The organism is Paenibacillus sp. A14, assembly GCF_036864815.1.
Lineage (GTDB): Bacteria > Bacillota > Bacilli > Paenibacillales > Paenibacillaceae > Fontibacillus > Fontibacillus sanfengchensis.
Window position 1 is genome coordinate 404380 of the sequence record NZ_JBAGJD010000002.1, and the last position, 16232, is coordinate 420611.

At 55.2% G+C, this 16232-nt stretch carries 15 protein-coding genes; 9 read left to right on the top strand and 6 right to left on the bottom strand.

What is annotated here, in order from left to right:
- The first annotated feature begins 58 nt into the window (after window positions 1-58).
- A complete protein-coding gene (locus V4U88_RS06220) occupies window positions 59-436 on the top strand; it encodes a DUF5684 domain-containing protein (protein WP_334072394.1) in 378 nt (125 codons plus the stop codon).
- A gap of 63 nt (window positions 437-499) precedes the next feature.
- Here V4U88_RS06220 and V4U88_RS06225 read toward each other — a convergent pair whose 3' ends face one another.
- The 4 genes from V4U88_RS06225 to V4U88_RS06240 form a co-directional block, all read right to left on the bottom strand.
- Entirely contained in the window at window positions 500-976 is a 477-nt protein-coding gene (locus tag V4U88_RS06225) for a DUF2798 domain-containing protein (RefSeq protein ID WP_334072395.1), read from the bottom strand.
- Window positions 977-1400: 424 nt separating this feature from the next.
- Window positions 1401-2468 carry a 23S rRNA (adenine(2503)-C(2))-methyltransferase RlmN gene (gene rlmN, locus V4U88_RS06230; protein WP_334072396.1) on the bottom strand — a complete coding sequence of 356 codons (1068 nt, stop codon included), beginning with the start codon at window positions 2466-2468 and terminating at the stop codon, window positions 1401-1403.
- A 154-nt stretch (window positions 2469-2622) separates the two neighbouring features.
- Complete coding sequence (locus V4U88_RS06235) at window positions 2623-4104, bottom strand: sensor histidine kinase (RefSeq protein ID WP_334072397.1); 1482 nt, start codon at window positions 4102-4104, stop codon at window positions 2623-2625.
- Window positions 4095-4784, bottom strand: a complete 690-nt coding sequence (locus V4U88_RS06240) for a response regulator transcription factor (RefSeq protein WP_334072398.1) — start codon at window positions 4782-4784, stop codon at window positions 4095-4097. The genes V4U88_RS06235 and V4U88_RS06240 overlap by 10 nt, the downstream gene beginning before the upstream one ends.
- Before the next feature lie 575 nt (window positions 4785-5359).
- On the opposite strand from V4U88_RS06240, the gene V4U88_RS06245 reads away from it, so the two are divergent.
- Window positions 5360-5710 (top strand): heme oxygenase, encoded by a 351-nt coding sequence (locus V4U88_RS06245; RefSeq protein ID WP_334072399.1) that lies wholly within the window; start codon window positions 5360-5362, stop codon window positions 5708-5710.
- Between the two features lie 80 nt (window positions 5711-5790).
- Here V4U88_RS06245 and V4U88_RS06250 read toward each other — a convergent pair whose 3' ends face one another.
- Window positions 5791-6537, bottom strand: coding sequence for a Bax inhibitor-1/YccA family protein (locus V4U88_RS06250; RefSeq protein WP_334072400.1), 747 nt, complete (start codon window positions 6535-6537; stop codon window positions 5791-5793).
- 606 nt (window positions 6538-7143) lie between these two features.
- Here V4U88_RS06250 and V4U88_RS06255 point away from each other — a divergent pair.
- Both V4U88_RS06255 and V4U88_RS06260 read left to right on the top strand, forming a co-directional pair.
- Window positions 7144-7815 carry a DUF559 domain-containing protein gene (locus V4U88_RS06255; protein WP_334072401.1) on the top strand — a complete coding sequence of 224 codons (672 nt, stop codon included), beginning with the start codon at window positions 7144-7146 and terminating at the stop codon, window positions 7813-7815.
- 21 nt (window positions 7816-7836) lie between these two features.
- Entirely contained in the window at window positions 7837-7968 is a 132-nt protein-coding gene (locus V4U88_RS06260; RefSeq protein WP_334072402.1) for a hypothetical protein, read from the top strand.
- Between the two features lie 495 nt (window positions 7969-8463).
- Here the strand turns inward: V4U88_RS06260 and V4U88_RS06265 are convergent, their stop codons facing one another.
- Window positions 8464-10029: a hypothetical protein gene (locus V4U88_RS06265; RefSeq protein WP_334072403.1), complete on the bottom strand. Its 1566-nt coding sequence runs from the start codon at window positions 10027-10029 to the stop codon at window positions 8464-8466.
- Window positions 10030-10244: 215 nt separating this feature from the next.
- On the opposite strand from V4U88_RS06265, the gene V4U88_RS06270 reads away from it, so the two are divergent.
- The 5 genes from V4U88_RS06270 (at window position 10245) to thrC (ending at window position 15965) form a co-directional block, all read left to right on the top strand.
- Complete coding sequence (locus V4U88_RS06270) at window positions 10245-12383, top strand: S-layer homology domain-containing protein (RefSeq protein WP_334072404.1); 2139 nt, start codon at window positions 10245-10247, stop codon at window positions 12381-12383.
- A gap of 152 nt (window positions 12384-12535) precedes the next feature.
- Complete coding sequence (locus tag V4U88_RS06275; RefSeq protein WP_334072405.1) at window positions 12536-12931, top strand: GntR family transcriptional regulator; 396 nt, start codon at window positions 12536-12538, stop codon at window positions 12929-12931.
- The gene (locus V4U88_RS06280) at window positions 12909-13811 is read left to right on the top strand and encodes an ABC transporter ATP-binding protein (protein WP_334072406.1); all 903 of its coding nucleotides are present in this window, start codon (window positions 12909-12911) and stop codon (window positions 13809-13811) included. The genes V4U88_RS06275 and V4U88_RS06280 overlap by 23 nt, the downstream gene beginning before the upstream one ends.
- Window positions 13786-14493: a hypothetical protein gene (locus V4U88_RS06285; protein WP_334072407.1), complete on the top strand. Its 708-nt coding sequence runs from the start codon at window positions 13786-13788 to the stop codon at window positions 14491-14493. Before V4U88_RS06280 ends, V4U88_RS06285 begins: the two co-directional genes overlap by 26 nt.
- A gap of 77 nt (window positions 14494-14570) precedes the next feature.
- A complete protein-coding gene (gene thrC, locus V4U88_RS06290) occupies window positions 14571-15965 on the top strand; it encodes a threonine synthase (RefSeq protein WP_334072408.1) in 1395 nt (464 codons plus the stop codon).
- Window positions 15966-16232 lie beyond the last annotated feature (267 nt).

Genomic DNA, 16232 nt, shown 5'->3' on the forward strand with positions numbered 1-16232 from the left:
CAAACCGTCTGTCGAACAACAGAGGGGATTAATCTACTTCTAAGGGGGATGCAACAACATGTTTTTCGCTTTTCTATTCATCGTGGCCATGTATGTTCTGTTTGCGGGGGCTTTCTTCTCGCTGGCCAAAAAGGCCGGGCTGGACGATATCGCCTGGTTTGCCTTTGTCCCGATTCTGAACAACATTCTGCAGTTGAAATTGATCAAAGAAAGCGGCTGGTGGGTCTTGATGTACTTCGTGCCGATCGCCAATCTGGTTTTCTACATTATTTGGCAGGTTCGGCTGCTTAACGCTTTCGGAAAACACGGCGCTTATGTCCTTTTCGGCATTTTCCTGTCGCCGGTTTACGCCATTTTATGGCTCGTCTGGGGATATTCCAGCAATACGATGTATGTGCTCGACGATCGGATCCCGCCTCCAGGCTATATGGCTTAAGAAGTGCATTACAGCAGACGCAAAGACCGGGGCTATTCTGGCAGCCCCGGTCTTTGCGTTGATTTAAGATGCCGTCCGAACTTGAACAAACTTTGAGAAACATCTCCGTACCAACGGTCCCATCACCAATAGCTGCAAAGGGTAAGCGACAATGAAATTTTGCACAAAGGTGCTCAGGTAATTCATCAACAACGAACCTTCTCCGGAGCCGCTAGCCAAATGGGACATCACCAGTCCGAAAAGGGACATAAAAAATACCATGCCGATGACCATACAGGACGAAATGGCGAGAACGACCTGCAGCTTCTTGGCCTTGTTGATCGGCAGCTTGAACGCCACCTTTTTGGCAAGCGGCCCCACAATAAACATTTCCAAAGTCATGGCCACCACAAACCCGGCCAAATACTGAATGATCATGTCGGCAAACCCTATTTTTCCGATCATATCATGCATCAGCAAATTGTAAGTTGTCATGCACACAACCATCCCCAAACACATCATCAAGCCAAAATATAGCGCTTCTCTTTTTGTAGTCGGCACTTCTCTCCACCTCTCTTTTTTTCGGCTTGATCAGTATATCGATTTTCGATTTTGTCTCGTAAGTGAACATATTGTGAATTTTGTTTGACTTTAAAAAAGAGGGTCTCCGATAGTAGCAGCAGTTGTTCTCAATAACAGGAATTCCCCCCGTTATTTAGGCGGAGGAAGCGCCGTGAAATGAATTAACGGGATTTCCTCCCGTTAATTCGGGCCGAACTGGCCTATGGCCTCAAAAGGCCGAAAATTAGCTGGAGAGTTTCCAGCTATTTGCGCCGCTTGAGGCCTTTCGCGGTCCATTAACGGGAGGTTTTCCCGTTAATGGGCCCGCGCGAGGCAGGCCGCGGCCGGGAGCCGCCCGCCGGCCCGCCGCAAAAAAACCGCCCCGAAACGCGCGCTATTGTTCGCGCTTCGGGGCGGTTCACGATCAAGCGTGCTCCAGCCGCTTGATCTGTTTGCTGCGCAGCTGGCCGCAAGCGGCATCGATGTCGGTGCCGTGCTCGAGCCGGATGCTGCAGCTGACGCTTTGCTTTTTCAGCGCATCGTAGAAGGCCAGTACGGCTTCCTGATCGCTGCGCTGATATTGGCTGTGCTCATCGACGGGGTTATACGGAATGAGGTTCACATTCACGTACGGTCTCCGATCCCCGATGAGCTCCGCGAGCTCCAACGCTTGCTCCCGCTGGTCGTTCACTTCGCGCAGCAAAATATACTCCAGCGTAATCCGCTGATTCGTTTTCTCCAGGTAGTAGTCGATGGCCTGCATCAGCGTTTCGATCGGAATCGCGCGGTTGATCTTCATGATCCGGGTACGCAGCTCATTGTTCGGCGCATGCAGCGAAACCGCCAGGTTGACGCGCAGGTTAAGGTCCGCAAACTCCCGGATCTTGTCGGCCAGGCCGCTCGTCGAAACAGTGATATGTCTCGGCCCGATCGCCAGTCCCTTCGGATCCATCACCGTCCGCAGGAAATTCACCAGATGCGTGAAATTATCGAACGGCTCGCCGATGCCCATCACCACGATGTGGCTGACGAGTTCCCCTTCCCCCGCCTCGTCCAGGAACAGCTGCACCTTCATGATCTGCTCCGCGATCTCGCCGGAGGTCAAATCCCGGCTCTTCTTGAGCAATCCGCTGGCACAGAAGCTGCAGCCGATATTGCAGCCGACCTGCGTGGTCACGCAGACGGACAATCCAAACTTGTGCCGCATCAGCACCGTCTCGATCAGGTTGCCGTCCGCCAGCCGCAGCAGGAACTTCACGGTCCCGTCAGCGGACTGCTGCTTCGTGTGCACCTCCAGTGTTTGCAGCGAAAAATGCGCCTCCAGCAGCTCGAGCGTCTCCGGTGTAACCCCGCCCATTTCCCGAAATTCTCTGGCCCGCTGCCGGTAAAGCCCTTCCCAAACCTGCAGGGCGCGGGATTTCTTCTGCCCGTGCTCCTCCAGCCAGGTACCGAGCTGCTCTAAAGTCAATCCATAAATGGATGGTTTATTCATAAGTCTGCCTCTTTCTATGCGAAAACTCTTCAATGGTTCAATCTGTTCTATTGTCCCAAATTTTTAATATGAACACAAGCCAGTTTCGCGTGGCAGATTCTATATAAGTTGAACTAATTTACCCGTAAGGCAGCCGTGTGAAATGTTCTTCGAATCACTGCCCGCCTGCGCCTGCGGCCGGTTCGTCTTTCCGGCCCTCTCCCATCGGCAGCGTCACCGTGACGACCGCCCCGCCGTCCTCGCCCCGGCTGGCCGCGATCTCCCCGCCATGTTTGTCGACGAGGGTTTTGGCAATATAGAGGCCGAGACCCGCATGTCCCTTGCGCCGGCTCACGCCCGTTCCGCCCTGGTAAAAGGCCTGAAACACCTCGGTCTCCTTGCCCGGCTCAAATCCCGGACCATTGTCGGCCAGTAGCAGATCCAACCGCTCCCCGCCGATCCGCGCGGTCAGCCTGATCTCTCCCCGCTCCGCAAACCGCAGGCTGTTGGAGACCAGATTGTCCAGCACCTGCGAGAGCCGGTCCGGATCGGCAAGCAGTTTGGGGCTTCCCGGAGTTTCCCTGGTATCGGTCATTTGGAATACGAACCAGACGCCTTCTTTTTCGCACCAGGATTCATATTCACCGGCCTTCTCCTCCAAATACTCCGCGGGATCGAACGCCACCTTGGCGAGTTGAAAAGAGTCCTGCTCCAGCACCGCCGTCTGGTTCAAATCCCGCACCAGCTTCACCGCCCGATCGACATTCGCCTTGATGACATGCAGGTATCGGTCGAACCGGTCTATATTTCGCCGCCTCGCTTCCTCCAGCCCTTCCACGTGCCCCTGGATCACGGTCAGCGGCGTACGGATATCGTGGGCCAGGGCCGCGATAATCTCCTTGCGATCCTTCTGCAGCTTCCACTCCCGGTGAAGTGAATCCGCCAGCTCCTTCCGCATCCGCTCGAACGCCCCGGTCAAGTCCCGGATCTCCGTAATCGTCCCGCGCTGCGTCAACGTAAATTGCAAATCCTGCTGCCGAATGTGGGCCGTGGCGGTGATCAACTGGTCGAGCGGCCCCTTGATCTCCCGGTCAAAGCGGCGCACGAACAGAATCGTAAACAGAACGATATAAACGAAAGGAATGCAAAGAAAGAGGGGAACTCCCGCCTTTACCAGCAGGGAATCCGAATCGCGGATCGGCGTTACCTTCAGCTTATAGGACAACAAGAGCGCTCCGCCCATTTGTTTATTCCCGTCCAGCAGCGGGACATATTGGATGTAATCATGCTCCGGTCCCCGTGTAACCTTGTTTAAACGTTCCAGAAGCTCTGCCGGCGGCACATCCGAACGATCCGGGGAAGTACCGTAGACAAATTCCCCCGACTTGTCGACCACTTTGTATTTGAAGCCTTCCGGCGGAATGACGGCATCCAGACCGGAGGCCGCCGCCGGATCGAGCACGCGCTCCCCTTCCCGCCACAGGCGTTCCTGTATGCCGGGAATCATCCGCTCGTAGTAGTTCTCGCCATTAACCCGCGATTGCCCGATCAGGAGCATGAGGAACCAGGTCAGCAACGTGCAGACGAGACTCAGCGTCAAAATCCAGACGATCATCCGGTGCAGCCGGGTGCGAATCGATACAGTCTTTATTTCCATTTGTAACCGACTCCCCACACGGTTTGGATGTAATTGTCTTCCGGCGAGACGGCCTGAAGCCGCGCCCGGATTTTTTTGATATGCTCCGTTACCGTCGAGTCGTCCCCATCGGCTTCCAGGCCCCATACCCGTTCATAAATATGCTCCCTGGAAAAAACATGCCCCCGATTCAGAGCTAGCAGCCAGACGATATCGAACATCTTCGCGGTCAACTCGACTTCCTCTCCCCGAATACGCACCGTATGCCGATTATAGTCGATCGTAAGATCGCCGAACCGGAGAACTTCCTCCTCGCGGGATTCCGATTGCCGGCGCTCCCGGCGCAGATGGGCATGAACGCGGGCTTTCAGCTCGGACAGGCTGAAGGGCTTGACGAGGTAGTCGTCCCCGCCGACCACCAGGCCATTGATGCGATCCGCTTCCTCCTGGCAGGCGCTCAGAAAAATAATCGGCCCATGCACCGCAGACCGGATCCGCTCGCACACCTCAAAGCCGTTCATGCCGTCCATCATGACGTCGAGCAGCACGAGCTGCGGTCCTTTTTCGGCCTGGCGTACCGCCTCTTCTCCGTCCCGTGCCGTCAACACCTCATAACCTTCATCCTCCAGCGCATCCCGTAAAAAGGACACGATGTCCGCTTCGTCATCTACAATCAACACCGTTGTGTCCGGCATGTCCATCACCTTTTTCTCCTATTCGTATCGCATAAATCTAACAAAATCATAAACCGGGTATAAAGTAGCACCGTCGGTAATCAGGCCACACACTTTACCACTTATTAACGGGAAAACCTCCCGTTAATTTTCCGTTATTGGCCCTTGTATTCTATTTAGCTGGAAAAACTCCATCTATTTCACGACTCCAACCGCCGATATACGCAATTTCAGGCGATTTAGCGGGGATTTTTCCAGCTAATTCACTTCTGCTGCCGCATAGGCATCCAATTAACGGGAGGAATTCCCGATAATTGGGCCACCGTCCCCTCCAGCTTATGTCGCCAACCATCACTACAACCATCCGAGTCAACGTCAACCAGACCAACCAAGTTACTCCGGCTAAACAATCTATAATAAATTGAATCGAAGAGTCGGCTTTAGACAAGAGCAAGAGTGTGAAATCTAAATCTATCATATATGTAGATCAATAGTTCAACTATATAGGACACAAACTTTTCTTCACTCCGTAAAAACTCTATACTAATCCTGAGCATCATTGACACCATAAGTAAATTCCCAAGCAAAGGAGCTGTTCGAACATGGTCGTAGTAACCAACCGCATTCGCGTCAAAAAAGGCATGGCCGCCGCCATGGCTCCCCGGTTTACCGCCCCCGGCCCGCTGGATACGTCCAAAGGGATCGTCAAGGTGGAGGTGCTGCTGACGCAGAACCTGAGCGATTACGATGAGTTGAACGTCAATACGTATTGGGAAACGATCGACGATTTTGAAGCCTGGAGGAATAGCGACGCTTTTAAGGCCGCGCATCAGCGGCCCGCATCCGGCGTATCCGGCGAATCAGGGTCCGGGGAGGACGCGAAAAAGGAATCTCCGATTCTGGGTAGTGAACTGATCATCTATGAAGTGGCTTCGGTCAAGGAAATCGGCTAGACGGACGTAAAAAAAGGCTGGCGGGAGGAGTTCCCGTCAGCCTTTTCCTTGTTGTTGCCGGTTCAAGTCGGCAATCCGTATTAGTCCCGGCTGGCCGCCAGCTTGGCAAGCAAGCGGATGATCTCCAGATACAGCCATACCAGTGTAACCATGAGGCCGAACGCGCCGTACCACTCCATGTATTTCGGAGCGCCTTGCGCAGCGCCGTTCTCGATAAAGTCGAAGTCCAGCACGAGGTTCAGCGCGGCGATGATCACAATCACGACCGAAATGCCGATGCCGATAAGTCCGGTATCATGCAGGTATGGAACCTTCATTCCGAAGAATCCCAGGATGAAGTTGATCAGGTATACCAGCGCGATGCCGCCGGTAGCCGCAACGACACCCAGTTTGAAGTTTTCCGTCGCTTTGATCAATCTCGTCTTGTAAGCGATCAGCAGGGCTAAGAACACGCCCATCGTCAGAAGGATGGCGTTCAGCGTGATTCCCGGTTCGATTAACGTCTCATATTGCGCGGAAATCGCCCCTAGGAACATCCCCTCCGCAATCGCGTAAACCGGCACCAGAAATGGCGCCGCCTTCGGCACAAAGCTGACGATCAAGGCCAGAATAAATCCGACCAATACCCCGCCAATCGCCATAGGAATTACATTGTAGCCGTCAAAATACAGCATCCATGTGCTGAATGCGCTGCCGAGAAGGATAACAAGCGTAATAAACGCTTTGTTAACGGTTCCCTCAATCGTCATCGCGTTCATCCCGGAGAACGCACCCGCTCTCTCGAATGTACTCTCTTTCAGAGTAGGATTACCACTGCGTCCAATCAAGCAAAAATCACCTCATTTATGTATTTGTTATCATAATACCACAATTTAGGATACCGATAGGAACTGATTTATTTTTGGACCGGGCGATATTAAGCGGGAGAGGTGCAAGCCCGTAAGGTGGCTGAGTTCCGGTATGGCCGTTCATGAACAGGTGCAACCCCCGTAGGCGCGCAACAAAGCTGGCTAAGTTCTGTTCTCGATCGCTCATTAACAGGTGGAACCCCCGTAGGCGCAGCAAAGCTGGCTAAGTTCTGTTCTCGATCGCTCATTAGCGGGAAAAGCTCCTGTTAATTTGGCGGTTTCGTCCGGTTTTCAGCATTTAGCTGGAAAAAGCGGAGCTAATTTGGCGTACAAGGCGAGTTTGATGGGGGTAGCGTCTAAAATAACGGGAGGTTTTCCAGCTAATTTTCTGCTCTAGCCATTCTTATTCAAAATTAGCTGGAGGTTTTCCTGTTATTTTGGGGAGTAGAAAGACTGAAGCGAAAATATAGTCAGCACCGTCAAATTCGCATATACTTATCTCAGAAGAGACGAAGAACGTCCCGTTTTACTCCACCGGAGTAAGGCGGGGCGTTTTTATTTTTCCGTGAAAGGGTGAATAGAAGTATGGAATTTGAACAAAGTCATGCGTTATGGTTACATAACCATTTGGCTGCCAGAAGCGGAGAGCGTAAGGGGCGGCTGGAAAGAGGCCATCTTCATGCGGAAAAACTGTTCCTTAAACAGGTGTGGTGGCCGCTCCAGGGCAATCTGGATCAACTGCATCCGGAGTATGAGGTGCCTGACTGGCGGGGAAGATCGTATTTTACCGACTTCGCCTGGCTGCCGGGTTATGTGAAGTTGATCATCGAGATTAAAGGGTATGCTTCACACGTCAGGGACATGGACCGGCAAAAATACAGCCAGGAGCTGAATCGGGAAACCTTCCTGTACGCGATGGGCTATCATGTGCTTTCGTTTGCTTATGATGACGTGGAGCAGCGCCCCGGCCTTTGCCTGACTTTATTGCGGATGGCGTTAACTCGGCTGCAACCCGCTAAGAAACCCGCACACCGAGCCGTACTCGCCGAAAAAGAACTGATTCGCCTAGCGGTGCACCTCAACGGTGAGATCCGACCGAAAGATGTGGAGCACCACTTTACCGTGGATCACAAGACGGCGGTGCACATGCTCCGCAAGCTGTGCGACAAAGGCTGGCTGTACCCCTGCACCCGCGGAACCGGCCAACGGCTGGTGCGGTACGGTTTGGTTCACGGTGTGCTGGACTATTTGGATTAGTTGGGTGGGTGGATATCGGTGATGGATGGAGCGCATGGTTCGGTATGGATGGAGCGCATGGTTCGGTATGGATGGAGCGCATGGTTCGGTATGGATGGAGCGCATGGTTCGGTATGGATGGAGCGCATGGTTCGGTATGGATGGAGTGCATGATAAGGTGTTAGGAGTTGTTGATGAGTTGAATGGCCTTCATTTGGCTGGGTGGAGAGCGATAAGTCGGGTGGCTGTAATTGGGTTGATTTGGTTGGAAGGCTGTGAAGAAATCGGGTGGATAGTGGCTTAAACGAGAAGGCGCCAGCTGAGAGAACGAGAACTAATACGTTTCGATCTCTTACTGACTAAGCTGGCAAAGCTTTGAAAGCAATTAGCGGGAAAACCTCCCGCTAATTATGCGCGTTTGGCGCTCCGATCCGCAATTAGCTGGAATTTCTCCAGCTAAATTTGCCTCGAAGGAGCGCCTGGGCCGATGGCGGGCTTAAATAACGGGAGATTTTCCCGTTAGTTGAGCCCGCAGCGGTTTATGCGCGAAATTAACGGGAGGAAATCCCGTTAATTTCGCTGCTGGCAAGAGCTGCGCGGGGCGGGGCGGGCGTGCTTCTCCCTGCGCAGCGTCCCGTGCCGCACGACGGCCGGTCAGACCGGACACGGTCAGAGCAGGCAAATGGCGACCAGCGTCGTCGCCGCAAGCCCGGTCAGCACCGGCACCAGATTGCGCCGGGCGAGCTCGAACGGGCTGACGCCGCAGATCGCGGCGGCCGGGATCAGCGCCCACGGGATCAGCGTGCCGCCGCCGACCCAGATGGCGGCGATCTGGCCGAGCGCCGTCAGCGTGGCGGCGTCGGTTTGCGTCGCGGCCGCGAACAGCTGCGCGACCGACCCGGCGAGGGAGATGCCGGAGAAGCCGGAGCCATCGAGGCCGGTGATCGCCCCGACCGCGGCCAGGGTGACGGCGCCGACGGCGCCGTTCAAGGGGACGCTGCCCGCCAGCGCGGCCCCCAGGTCGTTGACGATCCCGTGCGAACCCGCCGGGAGCGTCTCCCCGAACAGGTCCGTAAACGCGGAATCGCCGAGATAAAAAAACGCGGCGATCGGGATGACCGGACCGAACACCTTAAAACCGAAGACGAAGCCGTCGATGAGGTAGGACGTCGTCTTTTCCAGCCCCCTGCCGCGGTGCGCCAACAGGGCGACCGCGACCAGGATCAGCACGGCGGTGCCGCCGACGAGCGCCGTCGCCTCTCCGCCCTGCAGATCCAGCCGCAACATCGCCGCCACATCGGCGAGGAAAAGGAGCGGAATCAGCAGGGCGAGCGTTTTTTTGACGGGCGCCGCTAGCGGGACTGGCTCGTCTTCTTGCAATCGCCTGCGTCCTTTCGCCTCCCCGTGCGCTTGACCCTGCATCAGCTTGCGCCCTTGTGGCTCCTTACACTCTTGTCCCTTGTCTTGTCCCTTGCCTTGTTCCTTCTCTCGTCCCGGCACTTTCCCGCGCCCACGCTCCCTGCTTCCCGCTCCGCCGGCCGTCAGGACGCCTGCCGCCCCGGGCTCCGCGACCAGCCCGTCGCGCCAAGTCCCCCGCTTCTGGTCGCGGCGAATCAGCCAATAGGCCGTGACCGTGGTCACCACACCCATGACCGCGACCAGCGGCACGCTCGCCGCCATGACCTCGCCGGTTGACAGCCCCGCCGCGTCCGCCGTCAACTTCGGCGCTCCCTGAATGATATAGTCGCCCGACAGCGCAATGCCGTGGCCGAACAAGTTCATCGCCACCGCGGCTCCCAGCGCCGGGAGGCCGACGCGTAGCGCGACCGGAAGCAGCACGGCTCCGATCAACGCGACCCCCGGGGAGGGCCAGAAGAAGAACGAAGTGACCATCATGATCAGGCCGATTCCCCAAAAAGCGACGGACGGCGTACGGATGAAGCGCATCAAGGGGCCCAGCATCGTCTCGTTAATCCCGGTCAGGATCAACACCCGGCTCATAGCCACCACGATCGAGATAATCATGATCGTTCCCATCAGTTCTTTTGTCGCAAAAATGAAAGCCTCGAATATCCCGGAAACCGAACCTCCCAGCGTCCCCGTCGCCAACAGTCCCAACAGGAAGATCCCCGCCACGCAGATAATGGTCGTATCCCTTCTCCGGATCAACAAGGCCAATATGCCTGCAATGCAAGCCAGATAGACATAATGAATTGCCGTAAGCTGAATCCCCATCTCGGACCCCATCCCTTCCGCTCTCCAAGTGGTCCTATATGCTATGCATTGGCCCGGTGGCGGGTTCGGACGACTGAATAATGTCTTAAATTTATTTATTTTATTTTTTTAAAAAAACTAATTACAAACTACAAGCCATCCATTATGATATAAGTAAATTTTTCGGAGAAATAGCCGGAGAGATCACTTGATACATAAGGGGAATGGGACAAGGGATGAAAAAAAATTCACTGTACAAAATCATGACAACCGCCGCTTTGGTGAGCACGCTATCGCTCCCCGCCTACGCGGCCTCGACCGCATTGAACGACATCGACGGTTCCTTCGCCAAAGATGCGATTATGGAGTTGGTGGGAAAAGGCATCATCAATGGTAAGGGGGACGGAAACTTTAACCCGACCGGAAAAATATCGCGCCAGGATTTCGCGATCATTCTCGCCAAAGCTCTAAAGCTTGACGTAAGCGATGCTCCGGCCACGGCTACGTTCAGCGATATCCCAACCTCCCATTATGCTTACGCTTCCGTGGAAGCCGCCGTCAAGGCCGGATTAATCAAAGGCACTGGCGAGGGGAAATTCGGACTCGGACAAGACCTTTCGCGCCAGGACATGGCGGTTCTTTTCGTTCGGGCCTTGGGCTCGAATGTCGATGCAACGGGAAAAGGGGCGGGACTCAAATTCAGCGATGCCGGCCAAATCGCCGATTACGCCAAGGATGCCGTAGCCGCCGCCGTTGAATTGGGCTTGATCAACGGAACTCCGAGCGGGACGTTTAACCCCACCGGAACGGCGGAACGGCAGCAGGTTGCTTTGGTAGCTTCCAAGTTCCTGAAGAAATCCGATGAACTGAAAAATCAAACCCAAACCCCTCCGTCATCCGCGGGGACAACCCCCGCCCCGGCCCAGCCGCAAACCCCGGAAACGCCGAAGCCGCAAACTCCGGTATCCGCCTCGAGAGGGTCGAGCGGCGGAGGCGGTAGCAGCGGCGGAGGCGGAACGACGAACCCGGATCCGGTGACATCGGAGCTGGCGCAGCCTGCCGTTTCTTTTGCCGATGGCAAAACACTCGTTTTGACCTACGGCGAAACCCTGGATGGCCGATATGTTCCGGCAGCCGAAGATTTTCAAATCACACGCAGTCTGGAAGGGCAAGAGCTTCCGCTCGGCCTTAAAAACATCCTTGTCAAGGATAAGTCCGTGATCCTAACCACCGACACCCTACTGCCGCTTGACCAATCCGTAGAGCTGTCGTACCGTTCCTTGTCGACCGAGCGGACGATTCGCGGTGCTTCCGGCAAGGTATCGCCGGCGATTTCCGGCAAAACCGTTACTTACACGGTGGCGGACCCCTCCGCTGTGCTGCAAGTGCTCGTTGACAAGGCGAATGCCTTGTTGGATGGCGCTGACGGGAAATATCCCCAATATGAAATCCAACATCTTTGGACGACCGCTCAGGAGGCCGATGCCGAACTAAGAGGCCCCGTTACGAGACCGGAAATGGTCAAAAGCTACGTCTACACGTTACAAGTTGCCATCGACCGGTTTGAGAGCTCCAAGTTCCAGCCTTTAGCGGCTTCTCTTAACCCTGAAGTCCCATTTGTGCTGAACCCCGGCATCATGGGAATGGAGTATTCGATCTATCTGGCGGACGACAACGTTATAGGAAACGATCCGGCAACTTATAAATTGCGTAATATCAACGATTTTCTCAAAGTGTCGCGGGGAACCGATTCGACAACCGCCAATCTGGTTTTCGACGAAGCGGCCGATAGCGGTCATTTCAAGATCATAATCGATGACTTTACAGTCGGAAGTGTGAAGATCGAGTCCACCGATCCGAATATTCAAATCAGCAATGAATCGGACCGGGTCAAACTGAGATTATTGACGGCCAACATCGTGACCCAGCCGTCACTCCGGTTTAACATTTACGAAACCGGCAACCCGGAGCCCGTGCAGGTACTCGAGCTTCCGATGACGCTGGATAACACGCCGCCGGCTTTCTCCGTCACCGAGAGCACGTATGGCGACGGCGTGATTACGCTCGTAGCGGACGAGCCGATATGGGGCCCGGATCCGTACGTGACCCTGCAGTATATTCCGGACAGCTTCAACGAAGGCGAATTCGCCGGACATCCTGTTCCGTTTGATCGGGCGAATGACTTCACCCATAATTATCCGGCCGGCGGCAACCAGCTCATTCTTACCTTGACGGAGAACGGCAACGCCAAAGTCTCCAACCTGCCATCCGGCAAATTTAAAATCAGCGTCAGCGGAATTACGGACTTTGCCAAAAACGGGGAGTATCCTTATATCATCGAAATCCCTGTACTGTCCTTACCGCCTCGCGTCTAATAATTTTTGGTTTATTGAAGAACGGCCCAAGAAATTTGGACCGTTCTTTTTTTATGCCCGGGCCTCTGGAGCATTGACAATCATTCCCTTCAGCATATATAGTTATATACATGACTATATAACCATAGAATGTTAAAAGGAGGTGACTCCGAATGAACGGCTCTTTTGACAGCGGAAAGCCCCTATTTTTGCAAATTCGCGACAGGATCGAGGACCAGATCGTCAACGGGCAGCTCCAAGAGCATGAGCAGATCCCTTCCACCAATCAACTGGTGCAGTTTTATAAGATCAATCACATCACGGTAGCCAAAGGAATCAACATGCTTGTGGACTCGGGCATCGCTTACAAAAAGCGGGGGATCGGCCTGTTCGTCGCCGAAGGCGCCCGGGAAAAACTGCTGACGCAGCGCAAATCGGCCTTCGCCGAGCAATATGTACACCCGATGCTGCAGGAAGCTGGCAAATTGGGAGTAACCGAGGAGGACCTCCTCCAAATGATCAGAGAATACAAAGGATGTGATCGGCATGACCATGGACGTGAAATTTGAACAGGTTTACGTAAAATACGGGGGTTTTTCCGCCCTGGACAACCTTTCTTTTACTTTGGAAGGCGGTAAAATTTACGGTTTGATCGGGCGAAACGGCGCCGGAAAATCCACGCTTCTCTCCCTGCTCGCCTCCTATATGGAACCGACTTCGGGAACCGTACGGGTTGGCGGAGCCGTTCCTTTTGAGAACGAGACGGTGATGGAGCAGGTGACGTTTGTCCACGAGACGGATTACCGCAATGAGACGGATACGGTAAAAGACATGCTGGAAGGGTCCAAGCGCTACCGCCCGCACTTCGACGCGGACTACGCCGCCAAGCTGGTGGAGCGCTTCGGCCTTCCGCTGAACAAAAAGGTCGGCCAGTTGTCCAAAGGCATGCAGAGTGCCCTGAGCGTGACGGTCGGTCTCGCGAACCGCTCCCCCTTGACCCTTTACGATGAAGCGTACCAGGGGATGGATGCGCCGACGCGCGATATTTTTTACCGGGAACTGCTGGAGGACCAGGCGGCCCATCCCCGCACGATCCTGTTCTCTACCCACTTCGTTTCGGAGATGGATTACCTGTTCGACGAGGTGCTCATTTTGGACCGGGGCAAGCTGCTGCTGCAAGAAAGCTATGATTTACTGATTCACCGGGGCGTTTCGGTTACCGGTTCGGCGGCATCCGTGCACGAATTTACCCGCGGGCTGCTGGTGCTTAATTCCCAACAGCTCGGCGGTACGAAATCGGTCATGATATACGGTGAACTTGATGACGGGCAGCGGCGGACCGCCAAACAGCTTGGCCTGGAGCTCGGGCCCGTACCGCTTCAGGATTTGTTTATCCATCTTACCCGCGGGGAGGAGGTTCCTCATGAAGACGAAAACCACCATCTCTAAAATCGGTCTGGACTTGTACCTGAATCAAATGAAATGGACGCTTTGGTTTTTTGCCTTCGCTTTGGTGCTCAATGCGGTTTCCCTGTTCGGCACCTCGGGCGAAGCACATGATCCGATTCTTTTTGCATATCGGCCGACCAAAACCTATCTGCTCATCATCGGCATCGTCGCCGCGACTTCATTTTTGACCTTTTATGTAAAATCCGGCGTCACCCGCAAAAAGTATTTCTGGGGCACCTTGTCCGCCGCTCTGGGCCTTACTCTGACTATCACCCTGGTGCTCACGGCCGCAACCTTGCTGCTGCAAGCTTTTCCCGGCCTGAACGGCGCGGGATTTCAGTCATCACAGTACCTCCTGTTCCAGGAAAGCAGCATCCACGCGATCATGACCGCGTGGATCAATCTCCTGACCTTCTATCTCGCCGGTTGGCTGATCAGCGCGGGTTTCTACCGATATAAGGGCGTCGTCCGCATGGGCTTTATCATCCTGGCGATTGTCACGATCGGCATCACCGACTACTTGTGGCAATATGAGTTGCGGGGTCTGATTGACCGGGTCATCCATTGGGACCCCTCCGTGCTGCCTGGATACGCATCGTTCCTTGCATCCGCCGTGCTGCTGGGCCTGGTTCTGTGGATTATCCGCGGGGTAACGGCGAGAACTCCGGTGAAGCTTAAATAAAATGGCCCCAACCGGTTGGGAAACCGTATATTTTTTGTTACAATGATTGAAAATCGTTGTATGCAAAGGGGATCATTATGGAATTCATCAGCACTAGGGGGAAAGTGGCAGGCCTCGGTTTCATCGATGCGGTTCTCATGGGACTGGCCGACGATGGCGGCCTGCTCGTTCCGAAGCATATCCCGCACATTTCGGAAGATACGCTGGCAGAGTGGAGACAGCTCTCCTATCCGGAACTGGCGCTTGAAATTTTCAAGCTGTATATCGACGGGGAAATCCCGACCGACGACCTGAAAAAGCTCGTGAACGACAGCTACGCGACGTTCCGCAGCCCGGACGTAACCCCGCTCCGCCGCGTGAAGGAGGGCCTCCAGGTGCTGGAGCTGTTCCACGGGCCGACGTTCGCTTTTAAGGATATCGCCTTGCAGTTTCTCGGCAACCTGTACTCCTACATCGCCCGCGAACGGAATTCGATCATCCACATTCTGGGCGCTACCTCCGGCGATACCGGAGCTTCGGCGATCGAGGGCGTACGCGGCAAGGAAGGAATCAAGATCTGCATCCTGTACCCGCACGGCAAAGTCAGCAAGGTGCAAGAGCTGCAGATGACGACCGTGAACGACGCCAACGTGCTGAACATGTCCGTCGATGGCAATTTCGACGACTGTCAGCGCATCATCAAGGAGCTGTTCGCGGACGTGGCGTTCAAGCAGGAATACCACCTGCGGGCGATTAACTCCATCAACATCGCGCGGCTTCTGCCGCAGACGGTCTATTATTTCTACGCTTACTTCCAGTTGGCGAAGCAGGGCCTAACGGCCGGCGGCCAGGTGAACTTCAGCGTGCCGACAGGGAATTTCGGGGATATTTTTGCGGGCTATCTGGCCAAAAAAATGGGCCTTCCAATCGGCAAGCTCATCCTCGCCACCAACGAGAACAACATCCTGGAGCGCTTCGTGAACGAAGGCGTCTACCAGCCGGGCGAATTCCATATGACGTACAGCCCGTCGATGGATATTCAGGTGGCGAGCAACTTCGAGCGCTACCTGTACTACTTGCTGGGCGAGGACGCGGCCGAGGTAGCGGCCCGGATGGACGGCTTCCGGCAGGATGGCCGAATCGCCGTAACGGGCGGGCTGCTGGAGCAAGTGCAGCGCGATTTCGCCGCCGCGAGCGTCGAGAACGACGACTGCCTGGCGACGATCGGGCAGGTGCATGACGACTTCGGCTACCTGCTGGACCCGCACACCGCGTGCGGCGTGGCCGCTGCGGACCGCCTCGCCGGAAAGGGCGAGGTGACCGTCGCCTTGGCCACGGCGCACCCGGCGAAGTTCAACGAGGCGCTCGAGCTGATCCAGATCGAGCAAACCTTCCCGCCGCAAATCCGGGCGCTGTTCGACAAGCCGCAGCACCAAAAGCGGGTCGGAGGCTCAAATGAAGCGGTAAAGGCGGAGCTGCTGGAATTTTTCTAGCAGCGACGTGATGGGATAAAGCCGGTTGACTCCTCCGTCATCTTAGGATGACTGGGGGGCCGCCGGCTTTTTGGCATGACCCGGAGCGCGGAGGCCAGGTTCGCTGCGGGGGGCCAGCGGCGCGTCCGCCGGAGGTGCGCGGAGAAATTAACGGGAAAACCTCCCGTTAATTTAGCTTAGCGGGCCCGTTGGCTTCAATTAACTGGAAAACCTCCCGCTAATTTGTGGACGCCAGGGCGGTTTCCCCCGTATTGGGCAAGATTAGCG